We start from the raw sequence: 18,213 nt of genomic DNA, 5'->3' as shown, positions 1-18,213 counted from the left end.
TTGTTTGCGATAAGACCCACCCAACATTTATGTTTAAACATTTGCACTTTTTGCCGCTTCATAAATAGCGATCATTTGAAAATCTGACCAAGTTCCTTTTCCAGATCTTTGAGCATTTCTTTTTCTACATAATCAGCTATTTTTTTAGTTGTCGCTTTAGATGGATGCACCTGATCCAAACTAGCGCCACAAAGAAGACATATTATACATTCACCAAGCACCAGGCTTTCATCAACTATATTGGAAAAAGCCACATTGATTTCACTATCGCACTCAGGACACATCACTAACGCATCCCCATCGTAATTTACATCCATATTTGATTTCAGATTGAATACTTTTTGATCATCCATCGTATCACCTTATTCGCACACATATCCATAGGACAGTTGCTCAAGTAATGTCCAATTATATTGTTATAGATTCAATTGAGGTAGTTGCTTAAAAACATCCTTTGGAAATTATGTCTGCTGAAAACATAGACTGAATAAAAAAATGACAGCTCATTCTTTGAGAATGACGTGAATCGTAAATTTGTTGCCCGGGATTAGTAATCTTCTGCTGCAATTGCACAATATCCCATGTCACATACCTTCACTTATCCACATATAGTTGAAATGAAACATAGAGTAATTAAAAATCAAAAAAGAATTATGCGCCGAGAGGGGGATTCGAACTCCCGAGGGGCTATGCCCCACAAGCTTTCCAGGCTTGCGCCCTACCGCTAGACTATCTCGGCACATGTGATTATTTTGGCTTGCTGTGCCAACCTTGCGGATAAGTGCCAGCATCCATTATTACTCTTTCGGTCGTAGCTACGATCCCATGCTCATTTTCAAGCATTTCCCCAGTATCCATAAATGCAGTACATAATGCCACAGCCTCTCCTTTTAAGGTGAAAAGACAAATATCATCACCTTTGCTGATATTCTTGTCAAGGCTTGATATACCAGGTGCTGCAATTGCCGCACCTCGACATACTGCATCCACTGCACTGTCACGAATGACAACTTTAGGAAGATGTGCTAAGCCCTCCTCCATAGGTCTGATAACCTGGCGTAAGAATGATTCATCACCATCTTCCTGCAAGAAAACATAAGCATCCTTCAATTCGTGGAGGGTTACCAATGTATCTTCCCTGAAAGGACCAGTCTTTGTCCTGCGAAGTTCCTGCATATGAGCACCACAACCCAATGCAACACCAATATCGTGACATAACTTGCGCATATAAGTACCAGCCTCACAGCCAACTCTCATGAGAACAGATTTCTCCCTTACATCAAGAACCTCAAGATAATAGATATTCCTCACACGGACCGCGCGTTTAACGGCAGAGATGATTGGTGGCATCTGAAAAAGTGGTCCTGTGAATTGTTTGCACACTCTAAGAACCTTTCTCTCAGGAACAGCCTCATGTAAAGTCATCAGGCAGATGTATTCCTTGCCCGATAAACGAAGAGCAGCAACCGTCTTGGTAGCTTTACCAAGCATAATCGGAAGTACACCAGTCACAATAGGATCAAGTGAACCGGAGTGTCCGGCTTTTTTTAGCTCAAGGATATCCTTAACCCAGGCTGTAACCTCATGACTTGTAGGACCTACTGACTTGTCAAGATTGACAACACCCATCTCAATGTGTTGCCTAATCGGTCGATCGTAAGGAGAACAACCATAGAAAGGACTGGTTTTCGCTTCTGCCTTAAGTACTAATTCACGTTTATATTCCGAAGGTAAGATACCAGAATTCATAGAACCCGCCAAATATCAGAAATAAGAATTGTTGTCGATCGCACAAGAAATAATATCGGTTATCTGAAATTGATCCCACTTCTCAGAATCAATCACAATATCATAAACCGAAAGATCGTTAATATCAATATCATAGATTGTTTTATACCGGACAGACTCTGAGGCCTCACGTTCAATTGTTTCGCTGAGCTTGTATTCAAAAGAACCACTTTCCCTTGCGACAATCCTCCCTACACGAACATCAACTGAAGCCTTTATCCAGACCTTCAGGGCCTTTTCAGCCATGTGACCTGCAAGCCTTCCTTCAAGAATAATATTATCACGAGTATTAGCGATTTCCTTCTGACGTTCATCTATCTTGAGATCAATACTATCATCGGATTCAGCCAGTTCACCAAACTCTGCCAGAGTCATATCATACTCTTTTGCGAGAGAACGGAAAACCTCTCCTGCAGAGATCATCTCAAGACCATGTTTTTCAGAAAGTAACCGGGATACAGTGGTAGTACCACTTCCCGGAAGGCCGCTAATAGTCAGTAACACTTTATACTCCACCAACATCCAGAGCCTTTCTGATCAACTGACTTACAGCCAGCGAGGCAATGAAATACCAGAATATCCAGTACTGGAAAGGACCCACTATCGTATCAGTCAGTATTTGTTGTCCCCAGAAAGGAAATACAAAAGAAGCGGCATCATGACTACTTATGTAATAATAAGCCCACATGAACAATGGCAGAGAGATTATACTTATGTATGCCATTGGCTTAAATTGTTGCTTTGACATCTCCATCTGATCCTGCATCATCTTTGAGCGCTCTTCTTCCATCTTCTTCATAAGAGCAGTGTTGTTGGAAAGCTGGGCTTCCCTGAACTCTTTCTGGAATACCTTCATCTTTTCCTGAGTATTGCGCATCAAATCCCAGTCAATTGTATATTTCTGAATGAGTGATGCGTAAAGCGCAGTAATAGATGCCATAATGAACAAGACAATATGGAAATTACTTGCCCCCAGAAGTGTCACTACCGGATCCATGACAATACCTACAGATCTTCCAAGAGAATCTCTGAAATCCTGTCCAAGTATCATAATACCCAGCATCAGGGAAATACCAAATGCCAGCAAAAATTTATTCAGCTGTTTCTTGAATGTTTCTGTAACCAAGGGATAGCCTCTTTTGATGGTTTATTTGTATTGGTCCATAATCTTACAGATGTCAGCAAGAACAGAATCAACTAATCCTGCGCCATCCACATTAACAAGAAGCCCGGCATTATCATAATACTCGATCAAAGGTTTAGTTTTATCATTATAAACAGCAAGCCTCTGACGTATGACCTCTTCCTTGTCGTCATCTCTTTGATAGAGTTCACTACCACATGCATTGCAAATGCCTTCCTGTTTTGGAGGATTGAACATTACATGGTAGCTTTCGCCACACGTGCAACTGCGACGTCCACTCAGTCTTTTTACGAGCTCTTCATCGCCTACCCCCATATTGATAACAGAATCAAGAGGTTTGTTAATTTCATTGAGAATTCCTGTAAGCGCATCTGCCTGTGGGATGGTTCGTGGATAACCGTCAAGAAGGTAACCAGTTTCACAGTCAGGTTCTGTTAACCTATTTCTGATGAGTCCTATTAGGACTTCATCAGGGACAAGTTCACCTTTGTCCATATATTCTTTTGCTTTGATCCCAAGCTCAGTTCCATCCCGGACATTTGCCCGGAGGATGTCCCCTGTGGATATATGGGGAATAGTGTAATGTTTTGACAATTCTTTTGCCTGGGTGCCTTTGCCAGCACCCGGTGGGCCAAATAATGCAATATTCATAATCAACACCTCATTCCTGTCCAAAGAAGGACCTTACCATTGGATGCATCTCCATCATCTGCTCTGATGCTATATCCTCATACAGACGGTATACAATACTTACCGTAAGCAGAAGACCAGTACCACCTGCACCTCCAAGAGTACCAAGCAGACTTGCAACAAGCGTAAGAGCACCTATGAAAGCACCGCCAATAATAGTTACTTTCGGGATGTATCTTAGCATTACTTTTTCGATACTTCCAACATTCCTTCTGAAACCTGGGATCTGCATACCTGAATTAAAGATCTTTTTCGCTGTAGGTTTTGCACCCATACCTGTAGTCTCTATCCAGAACAAAGCAAAGATGATACCACCTACGATCAGGAAGAAAGCATCAACAAACACATGCAATCCAATCTGCCAAATGGCAGGCACTGGAGCACCATAGCTTGTGAATGATTCCCTGACAAGGGAAGGTATCCAGTCATACGGACTGTTGATCGGAGCCAGATAATACATAATACCATTGATAGGTGTTGAACCACTGTATTCTCCAAGGAGGGTTATTCCCCTTCCACTCAACAGAAGACCAATCATCTGAATATTAGCCTGCAATGCCCTTACAAGAATCATTGGCAGAACTGAAGCATATATGAGTTTAACAGGGAACTTGCCCCTTGCACCCCTCACAGCACTGTGTGCCAGAGGTATCTCAATACGTGTACTTTCTACATAGACGACAAGCATGAAGATAGCTATAGTACTTAGCAATGCAAGTATACCACCACTTACCAGCATGAACATTATACCATCGCCTGAGAATAAGAAATCTGCTTCCACATTCTGCACGATGTATATCCACTTAAAGAAGAATCCGGTAGGTAAACCGCTTGAATCAGATGTCCAGTTAAACAATCCGGTCACAATCTGCTGGGAAACTCCCGCCACAATGAAAAGACCGACACCTGAGCCAATACCCCATTTGGAAACGACCTCGTCCATGAAGAGTACCAGTGTACCGCCTATGCATATCTGTATAAAGATGATAAATGTAATTACTCCTGTACCTACCCCTAAAGTCGCTGCAAGTGCTGCATCCGGCTGAATGTAGCCACCAACGATCTGTGGCAAAGCCTCAAGTACTATCATTACAAAGACCATGAACTTCTGTGCGCCCTGGAAGAACGCCTGGTCTGACGGATCGGACATGTCGAGCTTTATGACATCAGCACCAACCAATAGCTGAAGGACAATGGATGCGGTGACGATAGGACCGATACCCAGCAGCATCAGAGAACCCGAAGCTCCGGCAAAAAATGCTCTATAGGATTCGAAAAGATCTATCGAATCCGCTGACAATCCAAATAGCGGTACGTTGGCAAGCGCAAAATAGAGAACAAGAATTCCAAGAGTCCACATAAGTTTGTTCTTGAAATGAACATGCCCCTCCGGACTTGCAACCGCAGGCAATTTATTAAAAATTGGTTCCAAATTATCCTTAAGACTCATTAATTCCACCCTTTGAATGGAAAAATCCATGCAATTATTAGGTTATAAAGTACACCTTAATAGATTTTAACATTAATAAATATGCACCCTTTAATTGCACAAAATATAAAATAAAATAAATAGGTAATGCCAAATGGCATTACTCAGCTATTTCAGTGCAAGATCCACCTGCACTTTCGATCTTTTCCTTTGCACTTGCAGAGAATTCAGCCGCAGTGATGGAAAACTTCTTTGACACCTTACCGGTACCAAGTACCTTGTCTATATCAAGAACAGCAAGGTCAATGACATATGCGCCATCCTGAACTTCGGCAAAACCATCTTCAACAAGCTGATCTGCAAGTTCATCAAGTTCTCCTACATTCACGATAGAAGCATCGTTCAGCATCTTCAATGGACGTGTAAATCCTCTCTGATGCCCACGTTGATATCCGAGCTGAAGTGCACGAGTAACATGGTGCTTGTTTTCACCACATTTACCTCTGCCACCACGGTTACCGGCACCACGTCTGTTCTTGGTGGTTCCGCCACCACAGGTGCGTGATCCTCTGAATTTTTTTGTGTTGGTCTTTTTAGACATGGCATTACCTCATTTTCTTCAGTAGTTTATTAATGTCCCCACCATGATTACCAAGAACGCCACCCTGCTGAACAGTCCTCTTCATACCAGCATGGCCCTTCCTTGGTGGATGGAGCCTGAATACCGGCTTAAGCTTAGGAACATCTTTCACTGTGACATCGCCGTCATGGATAGCCTGTGCCAATGCCTTGATGGAATCATAGTCTGTATTCTCAGCTACATACTCTTCGGTAAGTTTTAAATCACCTTCAAGTCTGCCACGGTTTGTGAGCATCTCTTCAAGAGTAGCAGCATCAATAACACCATATGCCACATAGTCCTTTACCTTCTGAATCATTCCTGCATTGTGAGGATTGTCATTAAGAAGGACACAGTGGTTCACCCTATGAAGACGAAGCATCTTGAGAGTATCTTTTATTGTACCCCTTACATTCACGTCTCCACGTACTCTAACCAAAGCGTACATTTTAAGCCTCCTTATTCTCCACATTTGCAGAAACTCTTACAGTACCTGCATTCTGCAATGCTGTGAATGTTGCCTTTGCGAAGTTAAGGGTTGTCCTTGTAGTACCTTCGGTCCTTGTCCAGACGTCCTTAATACCTGCCTTCTCAAGCACTTTCCTTGCAGTGTCTCCTGCAGCAAGACCAAGTCCTCTAGGAGCTGGTTTTAGTACTACAACAACACTGCCGACCTTGCCACGTACCTCTGAAGGCACAGTGTGCTCAAGTCCGCATCCGCATTCCCATGAACCGCATCCACGCTTTACCTTAATTATATTGATCTTAGCGTTGCTGATTGCTTTTCTGATTGCAGGTCCTACCTGGACGTCCTTTGCCTGTCCAAGACCGACAAAACCGTTTCCATTACCAACAATAACAGTTGCTCTGAACTTTACACGACGTCCAGAGTCAGTCATCCTCTGGACCATGTTGATATCAAGAACCTCATCCTCAAGATCAGGTAACAGAATATCGATTATATTAGATTCCCTTACAGGAAGACCTGACTCGATCGCCTCGTCCATGGAAGTAATCTGCCCTTCTTGAACGAGTTTCCCAAGCCTTGTCTGTGGAACCCATGCTTCTTCATATTGATATGCCATGTAATCACCTAGTTGAACTCAGCAGAGATCTTTTCCTTAACTGTATCGAACAGTTCAGGCAGATTTGAGCCTTCAATGTACTCTGCTACGTGTTCTCCTCTTACTCTCTCATCTGAAGGAAGAACAGATGAATCGTGAGGAATTTCGAATCCTGCATCTACGATGCCTTTCAAGGTTGCATATACACGTGATCCGGAAGATGATGCCTGGAGTCCTATGTCAAGAACGCCGTAATCATATCCCTTGCTCTGTGCCCTATAACCGAATAACAGACCGGTAAGGTACGCAGCTGTTGTGTTTCCAGTAGATGCCTCGTATCCATACTTTTTAAGTTCTGTTGAAATTGCAGATGAAAGGGTAACATCCCCTTCAGGTTTAGGAGCTACAAGCTGGATCTGCATGTGCCTTGAACTCTTGCGTACTACCACACGGTCTTCCTTTGAAAGAAGTAACCTAAGTCTCTGGTGGTAATCAGTACGCCCTTCTCTTCGTCGTCTGAATGCGACTTTATATCTGGGTCCTGTTGCCATGATTATTCCTCGTGCTTTATTAGCTTCTCTGACTCAAGGTGTGTCTTAAGGTGCGCTACACTGCGGTATTCTCCACCTTTTGCCTTACGGTAAACTTTACAGTAAGTAGACCGGTCCAATGAACCATCTTCACGCATTTGTTTAAGTTCCTTCCTCAGAGCACGGATCTTTTTCATCCATTGCTCTTTGCGAGGATTACGTGCGCCCTTCTTACCTTTCCTCTTACCGTGTCCTTTTCGATGACCATACTTACGCTTGACATCTCTTATTCTTGCACGACCACGGCTTACACCTTTGACTGGTATAGCTTTAACACTGCCAGCCGCTATGAGCTCACGTATGTCAGCTCTTGTAATAGCCACTGCGATTTCTGCTGATGCTTCAGGGTCTAGCCAGACCCTGTGAACGCCACAGCCTAATACCTGAGAAGCTATTCTCTTCTGGTTTGTAAGATCAGTCATCTTACTCACCTCTTGTTGGGTTGAGGACCTTAATAGAAAGCTCTGCAGCTTTTGCCTCAATGATTGACTTCTTTCTTCCGCCAACCTTTCCAGATATCCTGACAGCTTCCTCAGCTGCATTCACAACATCAAGTTGTCCAACTGTGAATACAAGGACTTCTGCATATCCTGATGGATGCAGGCCTTTTACAGCAACTGGGCTTCCATAGCCTACCTGAGCAAGAGCGCCTTTTGCTTTGATGTGTTTGCGCTGTTTACCCTGAAGACCTCTTGGACGTCTCCAGTTAGAATCCAGACGCTTATACTTGTGACTGTCTGTTCTCTTGAAATCAGGTTTTTTGTGTTTCTGGATTTTCCTTACCTTAAACAGGCGTTTAATTTTATCATCCATTCAAATCACCTACACTATCTTCTCCACTGTATATATTCCGTCCTGGAATACACGCGGATCGAATCTCTTGATTCGGGTTGCCTGCTCGATATTGGCTGCTGTCTGGCCGACATCTTCCTTGTTGACACCGGTAACGATTACCTCATCTCCTGCAGTCTTTACCTTGGACTCGCCAAGAATATTTGCAGACCGTGCTTTTTTCTCTCCAAGGAAATTGCTGATCATTAACTGTTTTCCTTCAACCTTGAGTTGCATAGGGAAGTGAGCGTAAACGACCTTCATGCGATATTCAAATCCATCAGCGACACCTTTTATCATATTTGCAACATGTGATGCAAATGTTCCGACCATTGCCTTCTGGGTCTTCTTTGTGACTGATGAGTCCACAATAACCTCAGAACCTGCAACCTCGATATTGATGCCTGGGTACCAAAAAGTCCTTTCGTTTTTGCCTTTTGGCCCTGATGTTGTCAGGAGCTGGCCCACGAACGTAACAGTCACACCGTCAGGGATAGGGATTATTTTCTTTATTTCTTTTGCCATGTGACATCACATCCATCAGTACACATATGCAAGTAACTGTCCACCAACATTATTCTCACGAGCTTCGTACTGTGATATTACACCATTTGAGGGTGTCAATATCAATGTTCCAAAGTTCTTTGCAGGAAGAAACTGCTTTTCCCATCTTTCAAAGTCTGCAGCTCCCACTGAATAACGTGGTTTGATAGCACCACACTTGTTGATTCTACCAATAAGTTCTACCTTGTAAATTCCCGCCTTACCATCTTCGACGAATTCAAATTCACCGACATAGCCACGGTCCTGCATAACTTTCAGGACAGTACCGATAAGTTTTGATGCGGGTCTAATGATACAGGAATCTTTACCAATTACCTCTGCATTCTTTATCGTAGATAAAGCGTCAGCAAGCGGATCTAATAATACCATTTCTTTCACCTCACGTATACTTTTCAAATCCCATATCGTGGGCAATCTCACGGAAACAGTGTCTGCAAAGATAAATATCATATTTTCTTACAAGACCTTGTTTTCTTCCACATCTCTTACATTCACTTGCCCCTCTTCCAAAGCTCTTAGTGGTTTGAACCATTTATATTACCTCCACGGAGTATGTGTCTTTGAAGAAAGCAACTGTATCCTCTTTTGTGATCCTGTGAGATGCAGGGATTTTCCTTTTAACTATCCTTCTTTTGTTAATCCTGTAACCACGACGATTGACAATTACATTAACATCCATACCAAAGATACCGATGTTAGGATCATATCTCATGCCCGGGAAATCTGTGTGTTCCTCAATACCAAAGGCAACATTCCCGTACTTATCAAATTGGGATGATCTGAGCTTGCTCTCTACAATATCAAGTGCTATTTTAAGAAAGTTTTCTGCACGGTCGGCCCTGAGAGTAACCTTACAGCCAATTGGCTCGCTCTTCTTAATACCAAATGCTGGAAGAGTTCTTTTTGAATAGGTTCTGACAACAGACTGCCCGGTAACCTCTCCAAGGATACTTTCAGCATCCACAAGGTGCTGGCCACTTTCGCCGACACCCATATGAACAACAACCTTTTCCACAATAGGTGTTCTCATTGGATTACTCAACTACCTCACCACCTAGTTTGATCTCAGGTACCTTCTCGCCTATGATAACAACGAATTCTTCGATTGTCTCAAAATCATAGTCTCCGGATATTGCGACTGTGTTGTGCTTGGAACTTCTTACTGTGTTGATCTCTTTGATAGTACCAATTTCACCAGTATGCCTTCCACCAACGATCATAGCAAGATTACCAACCTCGTATTTGATATGCTTGACAATATCCTTGCCAGGCAGGGAGAGGATGAGTGAATCTTTTGGCTTGTAGTCATTGGAGCCCAAGAGGTTTGTACCGTCATTGAGATTAAGCTGCACGGCTCCACCTTTTATGATAGTCTTGCCGTTGATTCTGCAAAGCTTGTTTACATTGGAATCTGCCAGCTTATGAACTTCAAGTCTTCCCTTACGATCCAGTAACACACGGTATGCTGCATCTTCAAGAGGAATTGAGATTACATCTAAAAGACCTACAGGGAATCTGAGATCCTTTCTGGTAACACCATCAACGAGTACACTACCTTCGGAAAGAATGCGCTTTGCTTCTGCACGGGTGTCTACAACACCCAGCATATCCCTCAGGACTACACCCAGAGGAATGCTCTGCTGCTTGTTATGTGGACCCGGTCTTGTTGATGTGACCCATTTATTGGATTTCTTTGATATCTGCCAGCTGTTAGGGACAGATATTCTTTTCTGATGTTTGCCCACAAAATCACCTGTTATTAATAATTTCTTCTCTGTGTTTGTCCTTCATTTCAAGGGTCGTGATCATTACGTTTGAAGGGTAGACAGGTCTTGCAACCTCAGTTCCATCTGCTTTTGAAACTGTTACACCTTCTACAACGATCGTTCCGTGCTTCAGGGAAATTGCTTCCACTATTCCGGAAGTTCCTGCGTGATCTCCACGCATTAACTTTACAGTATCACCAACAATTACATTGGCTGTGCGACGACTGTATTTGTCACGGAGATCCTTTGAAAGAAGAGCACCCATATATTTCTGTTTGATGTGCAGAGGAGCAGTATATCTTGCTTTTCTCTGTTTTCTTGGTTGATTTGATACCATATTTCACACCTCACACTACAATAGATGCTGTTGTACCGATCTTAGGGAACCTTTCTGCTGCTTCTCTTGCAACAGGACCTTTTATATCAGTTCCTTTTGGGATACCATCTGCGTCAACAATGACAACTGCATTATCTTCAAAGGAAACCCTTAGACCGTCTGGTCGGTGCAGTTCCTGCTTCTGGCGTATGATTACTGCAAGAAGGATCTGCTTGCGCATTTCCGGAGTTCCTTTCTTCACGGAAACTACGCACATGTTACCAACACCTGCTCGAGGGTGCCTGTTCTTAACACCTCTGTAGCCCTTCACGGATATAATTTCAACTACACGTGCACCTGTATTGTCCACGCAGTCGATCTTAGCACCAGCGTTAAGTGCACGAGGAACTGTGGATCTAATACCTCTCATTCCTGTGCCTCCGCTTTAATGACCACATACGACTTTGTCTTGCTAAGAGGCCTGCATTCTGCCACTGTCACAACGTCCCCTACTTTTGCATCAACGCAAGGTGGGTTGTGTGCGTGAATCTTAGATTGCCTCTTTTCATATCTCTGATATTTCTTAATGAGAATCTCATGTTTACGCTGGATGACCACTGTCTTGTCCATTTTATCGCTAACAACAGTCCCTACTAGGACCTGCCCACGAACTGGAAGAGCTCCATGGAATGGACAATTTACATCATCGCATTCCTCAGTAGGAGTTGGGACATCCAATCCAATATCTTTAACCATGATTATTACCTCATGTGTATTTTTCTTATATTCTTTGTTCTGTTCTCAGGTTGTGAGAGCAGAAGGTTTCCATTCACTTTAACATACCTCTGGGCATGCTTACCGGATAATTGGGCAGGTATCTGAAACACAAAGGAAGTACCGTTTTTTTGAATCATTTTCTCAGTTCCTTTTATTGTTTGAACAATTATCATGTTCTTTGTTTCGTCAACCACTTTGCCACTTATATCTTTCAAGATCGGATTCGTTGCTTCGACTATTGTCACTTGTAATCCGATCAGTTCATGGAATACCAGTTTAGAAGGAGTGATCTCCAAATCAGATCTCCTTCATTTCCCGCTGGATGGTCTTTATTCTGGCAACGGTTCTCCTTAGTTCGCCAATCCTGCCTGGATTGTCAGGAGCTCCGCCAGCAGATGAAAGAGCACGCTCGCGAATGAGTTCATCCCTCATTTTGTCGAGTTCGTCCATCCTTTCTTCCGGGGACATATCCCTAATCTCGTTCAAGCGGAGAATTACCATTATTTCTCCTCCTTGTGGACACGTGAAACTGGATGCCAGTAGTCATAGCCATCGTGCTTATGCTGCCATACATCATCAACCAGCCTTTGTTCTGCCCCGGGATTTTCGTCAGGGATTGAATCATCAGATTCAGATGCCTCATCTGCACAGGATTCTTCTTCAACTTTCTCAGCTGAAGCTTCTTCAGTGACTCCTGTTTCCGCGACTTCGGCAACTTCTACTACTTCCTCCTCGTCAGCAACCTCACCTTCTGATTCCTTGCCTACGAGTTCAGCGATGTCAGCCTTTGCAGCTTCCGGTGCAACAGCTTCGACCACATCGGCCTCTACGACTTCTCTAATATCAAAAGCGTCAGGTAATACTGCGCCTGGAGGGATGATCCTAACTTTACAACCAAGAGTTCCCAGCTTTTTGACAGCTGTTGCAAACCCATGGTCTACTATATCTTCAGCAGGTTTTCCGGCATGTTTGATGTATCCATCAACGAGTTTTTCAACCCTTGACCTTGAACCTGTTAACTTACCTGAAATTACGATTTCACAGCCCAGTGCACCGGCGTTCATAATAGCTCTGAGAGTATTATGACCGGCTTTCCTGAAATACCAGCCTCTTTCAATTGAAGAAGCAAGGCGTGAAGCCATCATCTGGGCATTGAGCTCTGGCCTTTTGACTTCCTGAGCATCTATCTGGGGGTTGTCCATGTCGTACATCCTGTCGATGTCACGTGTAAGTTTACGGATGACCTTACCAGCTTTACCAATGACCATACCTGGCTTTTCAGCATATACAGTGATCTGAGTACCCATCGGAGTACGATTGATTTCCATTCCACCGTAGCCTGCTTTGCTGAGCTGTTTTAAAAAATATTCATTCATGGAAGCTTTTACGTAGCCTTCCCGAACGAACTTCTTTTCTATTGCCATTAAAGCACCTCATTCAAAATAATCTCGACATTCACAGTTTCCGTGTTATTAGGGCTGCCACGTCCACGTGCCCTTGGTCTCATACCGTGAATGACACGTCCACGCTTTGCAGAAATATGTGCAATATACATATGCTCTGGGTCAAGTCCCTTGTATTCAGCATTGCTGTTAGCATTTTCCAAGATCTTCAGGAAAGCCTCAGCGACCTTTACAGGGTACCTACCATTTGCCATTGGACCTTTTCTGTGTCCTGAACCATCGCCGTGCCTTTTAAAAGGAACTGCCTGTTTCAGTATTACAACTTCTTCAAGGTATCTTTTGGCTACAGTGGTACGCATGCCTTTAATTGCCTTACCAAGTTCTCGTGACTTTTTCGGGGAGATGTGAAGTTCAGCACCCATAGCTTTTGAGCTTACTTTTGGGTCTAATTCCATAGAATATCCAATTCTTGCCATGATCTCACCTTACTTAAGTGGCACGAACTTACTTGAACGGGTTGCTCCTACACCAGCGCTTCCGTGGGAAACCTTTGGACGGGTTGGTGAGAATTCTCCGAATCTGTGTCCGATCATTTCAGGCAGTATTTCAAATGCCACAAATGATTTGCCGTTATATACTTCTACATTTTTGCCGACCATTTCAGGGAATATAATGATATCCCTGTAGTGGGTCCTCAGATTGTCCTTGCCATCTCTGAGCTGTTGAACAACGCTTTTCCTGCCATCTGTGTAGCCCCTCTTAAGAGTACGGCGTTCACGTGCAGGTAACATCTCAACAAATTCATCATTGCTAATGGCCTGGAGTTCTGATACTGTTTTACCACGGTAGGTGTATTCACCTTTTCGTTTTGGTAATCTTGATGATAATTTCTTTGCCATGTCATAACCTCCGGTTAACGCTTTCCGGTCCTGCGTGCTGCAATCTGACCTACCTTACGTCCTGGAGGCGCATTCCTCCCAACTGTTGTTGGCTTACCAGGGTGCTTACGGTTACCTCCACCATATGGGTGGTCAATAGCGTTCATAGCAACACCTGATACACGAGGATATTTTGCAGCTCTTGTCTTCATCTTGTGGTACTTCTTACCTGCCTTAAGGAAAGGCCTGTCAACCCTACCGCCACCTGCAACGATGCCTATTGTTGCACGGCATTTAGGATTTAACCACTTCATCTCACCTGATGGCATCTGAACAACTGTCTTACCACGGTCATGGGATACAACTGTTCCATAAGCACCAGATGCACGTGCGAACTGTCCACCATCATTTGGTTTGGACTCAATGTTACAGACCGGGATACCTTCTGGGATCTCTGCAAGAGGCAGGATGTTACCAGGTTTTATCTCAGCTGATATTCCACATGCGATCTGTTCGCCTAAAGAAATACCCTCAGGTGCAATGATCAGGCGTTCCTCACCAGTGTCAAAGGAAACCCTGACAATAGGTGCTGAACGAGCCGGATCGTGTGTAATTTCAATAACTGTACCATAAACGGTGCCTTCTTCATCGACACGTGGGTGTTTAAGTGCAGCTTTGTACTTGTGTGACGGAGCCCTGTAAGTAGGAGATCCACGACCTCTGTTCTGTGATATAAGTCTCTTAGTCATGTATATTCACCTCACATCAAGCCAATTCTAGTCGCTATCTCATGGGCAGCTTCTGTGCCTTCGAAAGTAACGATAGCTTTCTTCAGACCTTTCATTGTGCTCATTGTACAGACAGATGAAACAGGGAACCCGTACATCTTCATTACATCAGCCTTGATCTGATTCTTGTTTGCGCGGGTATCAACAATGAACTGAAGTTTATTGTCTTCCAGCAGCATCATCGCTTTTTCAGTGATAAACGGATACTTGATGACATTCATTCGAACATTCCCCCAAGAGAGGACATTGCAGACTCGGTCCAGACTACTAATCTACCTGCATGCGTCCCTGGTGCAAGGAGTTCAGCATTCAATGCATCAACAGATACGATATCCACGCCTGGAAGATTTCTTGCAGATATCATCAATGGACTGTCACATGTTGCAACAATGAGGAGACTCTTTTTGTTCTTGTATCTCCTTCCACGAATCTTACCCTTTCCTGCACGGATATTCCTTCCATCCTTTGCACGGATCACGTCGTCGTAAACACCTGCATTCTGCAAGAAGCTTATAACATCCTTTGTCTTTTCGACGGTTTCCAGTTCATCTGCAGCCACCAATGGAAGCTGTGCATCGAATCTGTGTCCACGGCCCTTTACAAGTTCTGCGTCAATTGTAGCAGCGATTGCGGAGCGTATGGCCATACGTCTTTCCTTCTTGTTGACCTTTTCAGTTTTATCTGCTTCAGGCTTTGGAGGATGTGCTCTCCTACCACCTACAGCCTGAGGAACTCTTGCTGCACGGCTACCATTGACAATCCTTGGGATCTGAGCAGCGCCTCTGCCGGAGCCCCATGATCTTGCGGAGGTATCCATACCGGAGTACATCCTTGGACCATATGGTTGATACCTGTTTGCCTGAGCTGCAAGAACTGCTCTTTTGATAAGATCAGGTCTATATGCCTCATCGAATACGTCAGGAAGGTCTATATCTCCCTTAGCATTCCCTGATAAATCTATAATTTTTGCTGTAACCATTCAGTTCACCCCTGCTTGGACTGTGTACTTACGTGAACGATCTGTGGTTCACTCATAGCAGGTACTTTTGATCTCATTGGATCCCTGAGTCTTACAAGCCTCTTTGAAGGTCCAGGGATACTTCCTTTTATGAGGACATATTCACCGCGGATAAGACCGTAGTTGATGAAACCACCTTTTGGAGTAATCTCTTCGCCGTCGGCACCTACCTTCAGGATGCGCTTGTTGTATTCAGTTCTCTGGTGGTAACCCATCTGTCCCATCTGTGGTACTGTCCATCTGACAACTGCTGGATGCCATGGACCGAGTGTACCGACCTGCCTGAGACTGCCCTGACGTGAGTGCTTGTTCTTCATCAGATTGATACCCCATCTTTTAACAGGACCCTGGGTACCCTTCCCGGTTGTGATAGCTGCCACGTCTACAAATGTACCTTCATCAAAAACGTCACTGAGCTTTATTTCTGAGCCGAGTAAGGACTTTGCATACTCGAACTTTGCCTTTATATCAGATCCACTAACTGCGGTTTCCATTATGTCAGCATTCTTCTTAGGAACACCTGTCAGCTTCTTTGGTAAAGTGTAAGTAATCACTTTAATTTCCGTAACATCGCCATCATCGATCATGCCCTCGATCTTTGCAAGAGCAGATTCTGTATTGGATGTCTTTGGCAATGCAATTGTCTTCCCAAGACTTTCATCAAGGTCTGCTGCCCAGGCTTCAGAAAGTGCTTTGTCACCATACGTAGAGCTTGTGTAGGCACGGACTGCAGCAACACGAACAGCAGGAGTTTCTACAACAGTTACAGGAACTGAGATCTCCATACCTTCTGTGAGGCTGTACTTTACGTCATCTACCATTACCACATGAGTCATACCCACTTTGTAACCTGCAAAATCCTGAAGCTTTGGTTCTCCAGCAGCTTGCGGCCATGAGTTAAACCTTGGTATGTGGCTTTTTGCTCTTACGCGTGGACTGAAAGCGAGTGAACCTCGTTTTGGTCTGTGTCCTTTTGCCATTATTATTCTCCTAATTCAACATTTTCTTCTTGACAGGTCAATGCAATTTTGCAAGACCTATTACGCGAGAAAGTCAGGCAGGAACCACTAATGAAAAAGAAGTAGATATGATATTAGCGGACTCCACGTACCCACATGGTACGCATTCAACGCCAACCCTTATGCCCTTCCAGTCATCAACGGACCTTAGTATGCCCAAAGGCATTACTGAGTGGTCATCTCGAAAAGATTTAAACACTTCAGTATTTTATCACATTTTGTGTAAGCGGGCATTCTCGAAGAGGCCCAATTATACTTCATGTTAAATCCGACTTTTTCGCACTGTAATCTTAATTCAGCCAAATATCCATATTTCAATGGAATCTAACGTGCGCCTTTAAACGGACATATTGTATATAAATCCTTTGCAAGCAAATGGTAGAAAATAAACCAATATAAAGCATCAGAAAACCATAATCCAAATGCAAAGGAAAAGCATAGGACCGTATTATGATAATATACTACACAACAACTACAAACTACAATATAATACTACCCAATGAGATCAAACCCATATGAAAAGTTAAGAAGATTATTAAAAGTATAAAAGGGATATATACAGAAAGTTCCCGGAAAAACTTTAAGAAACGGACAAAAACCAGATCATATAGACAGTAAAAGGAGTTTAAAAGTGGAAATTAAAAAAGCTGTGATACCTGTAGCAGGGCTGGGAACCAGATTCTTGCCAGTAACAAAATCCATGCCAAAGGAAATGCTGCCAATCATCGATAAACCAGTAATCCACCATGTAGTTGAGGAAGCAATCGCCTCGGGAATCGATGACATCATATTCATAACCGGAAGAAGTAAAAGATCCATAGAGGACTACTTTGATGATTCCCCGGAACTTGAAAGCCACCTTCGGCAAAAGAACAACGAAAAACTTTTGAAGATTGTGCAGGATATTTCTTCAATGGTAGATATCCACTACATCAGACAAAAGGAACCAAGAGGCCTTGGTGATGCCATCCTCACGGCAAAGAAGCACATAAATGATGAACCTTTTGCCGTATTGCTTGGTGATGATATCATCGTGAACGAGAAACCATGCACAAAACAGTTGATCGATAACTTCCAGAAATACGGACGTTCAACAATAGCAGTGGAAGAAGTCCCCTTTGAAAAGACAAGTAGTTATGGCATCATTAAAGGTAAGGTCATGGATGACTCACTATACATACTTGAAGACATCGTGGAAAAACCAAAGCCCGAAGATGCCCCATCCAACATAGGCGCCATCGGACGGTACGTATTCACACCGGAAATATTGGACTGCATCAAAGAAACGACCGCTGGAATAGGTAACGAGATACAACTTACAGATGGCATACGTCTTTTGAAGGAAGAACAGAAGATATACGCATACAAATTCACAGGTAAAAGATACGACACCGGGGACAAGGTTGAATACGTGAAAGCGATTATCGATTTCGCCCTCAACAACACAGAAATGAAGGAGCAAATAAAACAACATATCACAGATATAAATCTGTGATCATATTTTCCCACTGCCTTTGATAACTTCATTG

The 18,213-nt window shown here is 43.5% G+C and carries 30 protein-coding genes and 1 tRNA gene; 1 reads left to right on the top strand and 30 read right to left on the bottom strand.

The window, feature by feature from the left end; all coding sequences use genetic code 11:
• Positions 1-71: 71 nt before the first annotated feature.
• The 30 genes from WN948_RS11315 to rpl3p all read right to left on the bottom strand — a co-directional run bounded on the left by WN948_RS11315 (position 72) and on the right by rpl3p (position 16,645).
• Entirely contained in the window at positions 72-353 is a 282-nt protein-coding gene (locus tag WN948_RS11315) for a hypothetical protein (RefSeq protein WP_342304314.1), read from the bottom strand.
• Positions 354-656: 303 nt separating this feature from the next.
• A tRNA-Ser gene (locus WN948_RS11310) sits at positions 657-739 on the bottom strand.
• 8 nt (positions 740-747) lie between these two features.
• The gene (locus WN948_RS11305) at positions 748-1,749 is read right to left on the bottom strand and encodes an RNA-guided pseudouridylation complex pseudouridine synthase subunit Cbf5 (protein WP_342304313.1); all 1,002 of its coding nucleotides are present in this window, start codon (positions 1,747-1,749) and stop codon (positions 748-750) included.
• Positions 1,750-1,764: 15 nt separating this feature from the next.
• Positions 1,765-2,292 carry a (d)CMP kinase gene (gene cmk / locus WN948_RS11300; protein ID WP_342304312.1) on the bottom strand — a complete coding sequence of 176 codons (528 nt, stop codon included), beginning with the start codon at positions 2,290-2,292 and terminating at the stop codon, positions 1,765-1,767.
• 1 nt (position 2,293) lies between these two features.
• Positions 2,294-2,914 (bottom strand): DUF106 domain-containing protein, encoded by a 621-nt coding sequence (locus WN948_RS11295; protein WP_342304311.1) that lies wholly within the window; start codon positions 2,912-2,914, stop codon positions 2,294-2,296.
• Between the two features lie 21 nt (positions 2,915-2,935).
• Complete coding sequence (locus tag WN948_RS11290) at positions 2,936-3,583, bottom strand: adenylate kinase (RefSeq protein ID WP_342304310.1); 648 nt, start codon at positions 3,581-3,583, stop codon at positions 2,936-2,938.
• Positions 3,584-3,593: 10 nt separating this feature from the next.
• Positions 3,594-5,072 (bottom strand): preprotein translocase subunit SecY, encoded by a 1,479-nt coding sequence (gene secY / locus WN948_RS11285; RefSeq protein WP_342304309.1) that lies wholly within the window; start codon positions 5,070-5,072, stop codon positions 3,594-3,596.
• A gap of 139 nt (positions 5,073-5,211) precedes the next feature.
• Complete coding sequence (locus tag WN948_RS11280; RefSeq protein ID WP_342304308.1) at positions 5,212-5,652, bottom strand: uL15m family ribosomal protein; 441 nt, start codon at positions 5,650-5,652, stop codon at positions 5,212-5,214.
• Positions 5,653-5,656: 4 nt separating this feature from the next.
• On the bottom strand, positions 5,657-6,118 hold the full coding sequence (locus WN948_RS11275; RefSeq protein WP_342304307.1) for a 50S ribosomal protein L30: 462 nt from the start codon (positions 6,116-6,118) through the stop codon (positions 5,657-5,659).
• 1 nt (position 6,119) lies between these two features.
• A complete protein-coding gene (locus WN948_RS11270) occupies positions 6,120-6,755 on the bottom strand; it encodes a 30S ribosomal protein S5 (protein ID WP_342304306.1) in 636 nt (211 codons plus the stop codon).
• An 8-nt stretch (positions 6,756-6,763) separates the two neighbouring features.
• Entirely contained in the window at positions 6,764-7,285 is a 522-nt protein-coding gene (locus tag WN948_RS11265) for a 50S ribosomal protein L18 (RefSeq protein WP_342304305.1), read from the bottom strand.
• Between the two features lie 2 nt (positions 7,286-7,287).
• Positions 7,288-7,746: a 50S ribosomal protein L19e gene (locus WN948_RS11260; protein ID WP_342304304.1), complete on the bottom strand. Its 459-nt coding sequence runs from the start codon at positions 7,744-7,746 to the stop codon at positions 7,288-7,290.
• A 1-nt stretch (position 7,747) separates the two neighbouring features.
• Complete coding sequence (locus WN948_RS11255) at positions 7,748-8,137, bottom strand: 50S ribosomal protein L32e (RefSeq protein ID WP_342304303.1); 390 nt, start codon at positions 8,135-8,137, stop codon at positions 7,748-7,750.
• 9 nt (positions 8,138-8,146) lie between these two features.
• Positions 8,147-8,680 (bottom strand): 50S ribosomal protein L6, encoded by a 534-nt coding sequence (locus WN948_RS11250; protein WP_342304302.1) that lies wholly within the window; start codon positions 8,678-8,680, stop codon positions 8,147-8,149.
• A gap of 15 nt (positions 8,681-8,695) precedes the next feature.
• On the bottom strand, positions 8,696-9,088 hold the full coding sequence (locus tag WN948_RS11245; RefSeq protein ID WP_342304301.1) for a 30S ribosomal protein S8: 393 nt from the start codon (positions 9,086-9,088) through the stop codon (positions 8,696-8,698).
• Positions 9,089-9,098: 10 nt separating this feature from the next.
• Positions 9,099-9,251 (bottom strand): 30S ribosomal protein S14, encoded by a 153-nt coding sequence (locus WN948_RS11240; RefSeq protein ID WP_309307004.1) that lies wholly within the window; start codon positions 9,249-9,251, stop codon positions 9,099-9,101.
• Entirely contained in the window at positions 9,252-9,749 is a 498-nt protein-coding gene (locus WN948_RS11235) for a 50S ribosomal protein L5 (RefSeq protein ID WP_342306462.1), read from the bottom strand.
• A gap of 4 nt (positions 9,750-9,753) precedes the next feature.
• Positions 9,754-10,464 (bottom strand): 30S ribosomal protein S4e, encoded by a 711-nt coding sequence (locus WN948_RS11230; protein ID WP_342304300.1) that lies wholly within the window; start codon positions 10,462-10,464, stop codon positions 9,754-9,756.
• Between the two features lie 4 nt (positions 10,465-10,468).
• Positions 10,469-10,822: a 50S ribosomal protein L24 gene (gene rplX / locus WN948_RS11225; RefSeq protein ID WP_342304299.1), complete on the bottom strand. Its 354-nt coding sequence runs from the start codon at positions 10,820-10,822 to the stop codon at positions 10,469-10,471.
• Between the two features lie 10 nt (positions 10,823-10,832).
• Positions 10,833-11,231 carry a 50S ribosomal protein L14 gene (locus WN948_RS11220; protein ID WP_342304298.1) on the bottom strand — a complete coding sequence of 133 codons (399 nt, stop codon included), beginning with the start codon at positions 11,229-11,231 and terminating at the stop codon, positions 10,833-10,835.
• The gene (locus tag WN948_RS11215; protein ID WP_342304297.1) at positions 11,228-11,557 is read right to left on the bottom strand and encodes a 30S ribosomal protein S17; all 330 of its coding nucleotides are present in this window, start codon (positions 11,555-11,557) and stop codon (positions 11,228-11,230) included. The genes WN948_RS11220 and WN948_RS11215 overlap by 4 nt, the downstream gene beginning before the upstream one ends.
• A 5-nt stretch (positions 11,558-11,562) precedes the next feature.
• Complete coding sequence (locus WN948_RS11210) at positions 11,563-11,874, bottom strand: ribonuclease P protein component 1 (RefSeq protein WP_342304296.1); 312 nt, start codon at positions 11,872-11,874, stop codon at positions 11,563-11,565.
• A 1-nt stretch (position 11,875) separates the two neighbouring features.
• Positions 11,876-12,079: a 50S ribosomal protein L29 gene (rpmC, locus tag WN948_RS11205; RefSeq protein WP_342304295.1), complete on the bottom strand. Its 204-nt coding sequence runs from the start codon at positions 12,077-12,079 to the stop codon at positions 11,876-11,878.
• Positions 12,079-13,002, bottom strand: coding sequence for a 30S ribosomal protein S3 (locus WN948_RS11200; protein WP_342304294.1), 924 nt, complete (start codon positions 13,000-13,002; stop codon positions 12,079-12,081). The genes rpmC and WN948_RS11200 overlap by 1 nt, the downstream gene beginning before the upstream one ends.
• Positions 13,002-13,457 carry a 50S ribosomal protein L22 gene (locus WN948_RS11195; protein WP_342304293.1) on the bottom strand — a complete coding sequence of 152 codons (456 nt, stop codon included), beginning with the start codon at positions 13,455-13,457 and terminating at the stop codon, positions 13,002-13,004. Before WN948_RS11195 ends, WN948_RS11200 begins: the two co-directional genes overlap by 1 nt.
• 9 nt (positions 13,458-13,466) lie before the next feature.
• Positions 13,467-13,880, bottom strand: a complete 414-nt coding sequence (locus WN948_RS11190; protein WP_342304292.1) for a 30S ribosomal protein S19 — start codon at positions 13,878-13,880, stop codon at positions 13,467-13,469.
• A gap of 14 nt (positions 13,881-13,894) precedes the next feature.
• Entirely contained in the window at positions 13,895-14,608 is a 714-nt protein-coding gene (locus WN948_RS11185; RefSeq protein ID WP_342304291.1) for a 50S ribosomal protein L2, read from the bottom strand.
• Positions 14,609-14,619: 11 nt separating this feature from the next.
• A complete protein-coding gene (locus WN948_RS11180) occupies positions 14,620-14,868 on the bottom strand; it encodes a 50S ribosomal protein L23 (protein ID WP_342304290.1) in 249 nt (82 codons plus the stop codon).
• Positions 14,865-15,626, bottom strand: a complete 762-nt coding sequence (gene rpl4p, locus WN948_RS11175) for a 50S ribosomal protein L4 (protein WP_342304289.1) — start codon at positions 15,624-15,626, stop codon at positions 14,865-14,867. The genes WN948_RS11180 and rpl4p overlap by 4 nt, the downstream gene beginning before the upstream one ends.
• A 5-nt stretch (positions 15,627-15,631) precedes the next feature.
• A complete protein-coding gene (rpl3p, locus tag WN948_RS11170) occupies positions 15,632-16,645 on the bottom strand; it encodes a 50S ribosomal protein L3 (RefSeq protein ID WP_342304288.1) in 1,014 nt (337 codons plus the stop codon).
• Positions 16,646-17,315: 670 nt separating this feature from the next.
• On the opposite strand from rpl3p, the gene galU reads away from it, so the two are divergent.
• Entirely contained in the window at positions 17,316-18,179 is an 864-nt protein-coding gene (gene galU / locus WN948_RS11165) for a UTP--glucose-1-phosphate uridylyltransferase GalU (RefSeq protein WP_342304287.1), read from the top strand.
• Positions 18,180-18,213: the final 34 nt, after the last annotated feature.

This window comes from Methanolobus sp. ZRKC5 (assembly GCF_038446525.1).
Lineage (GTDB): Archaea > Halobacteriota > Methanosarcinia > Methanosarcinales > Methanosarcinaceae > Methanolobus.
Note: the sequence above shows the minus strand (reverse complement) of the source record. Positions and strands in the feature narration are given on the sequence as shown.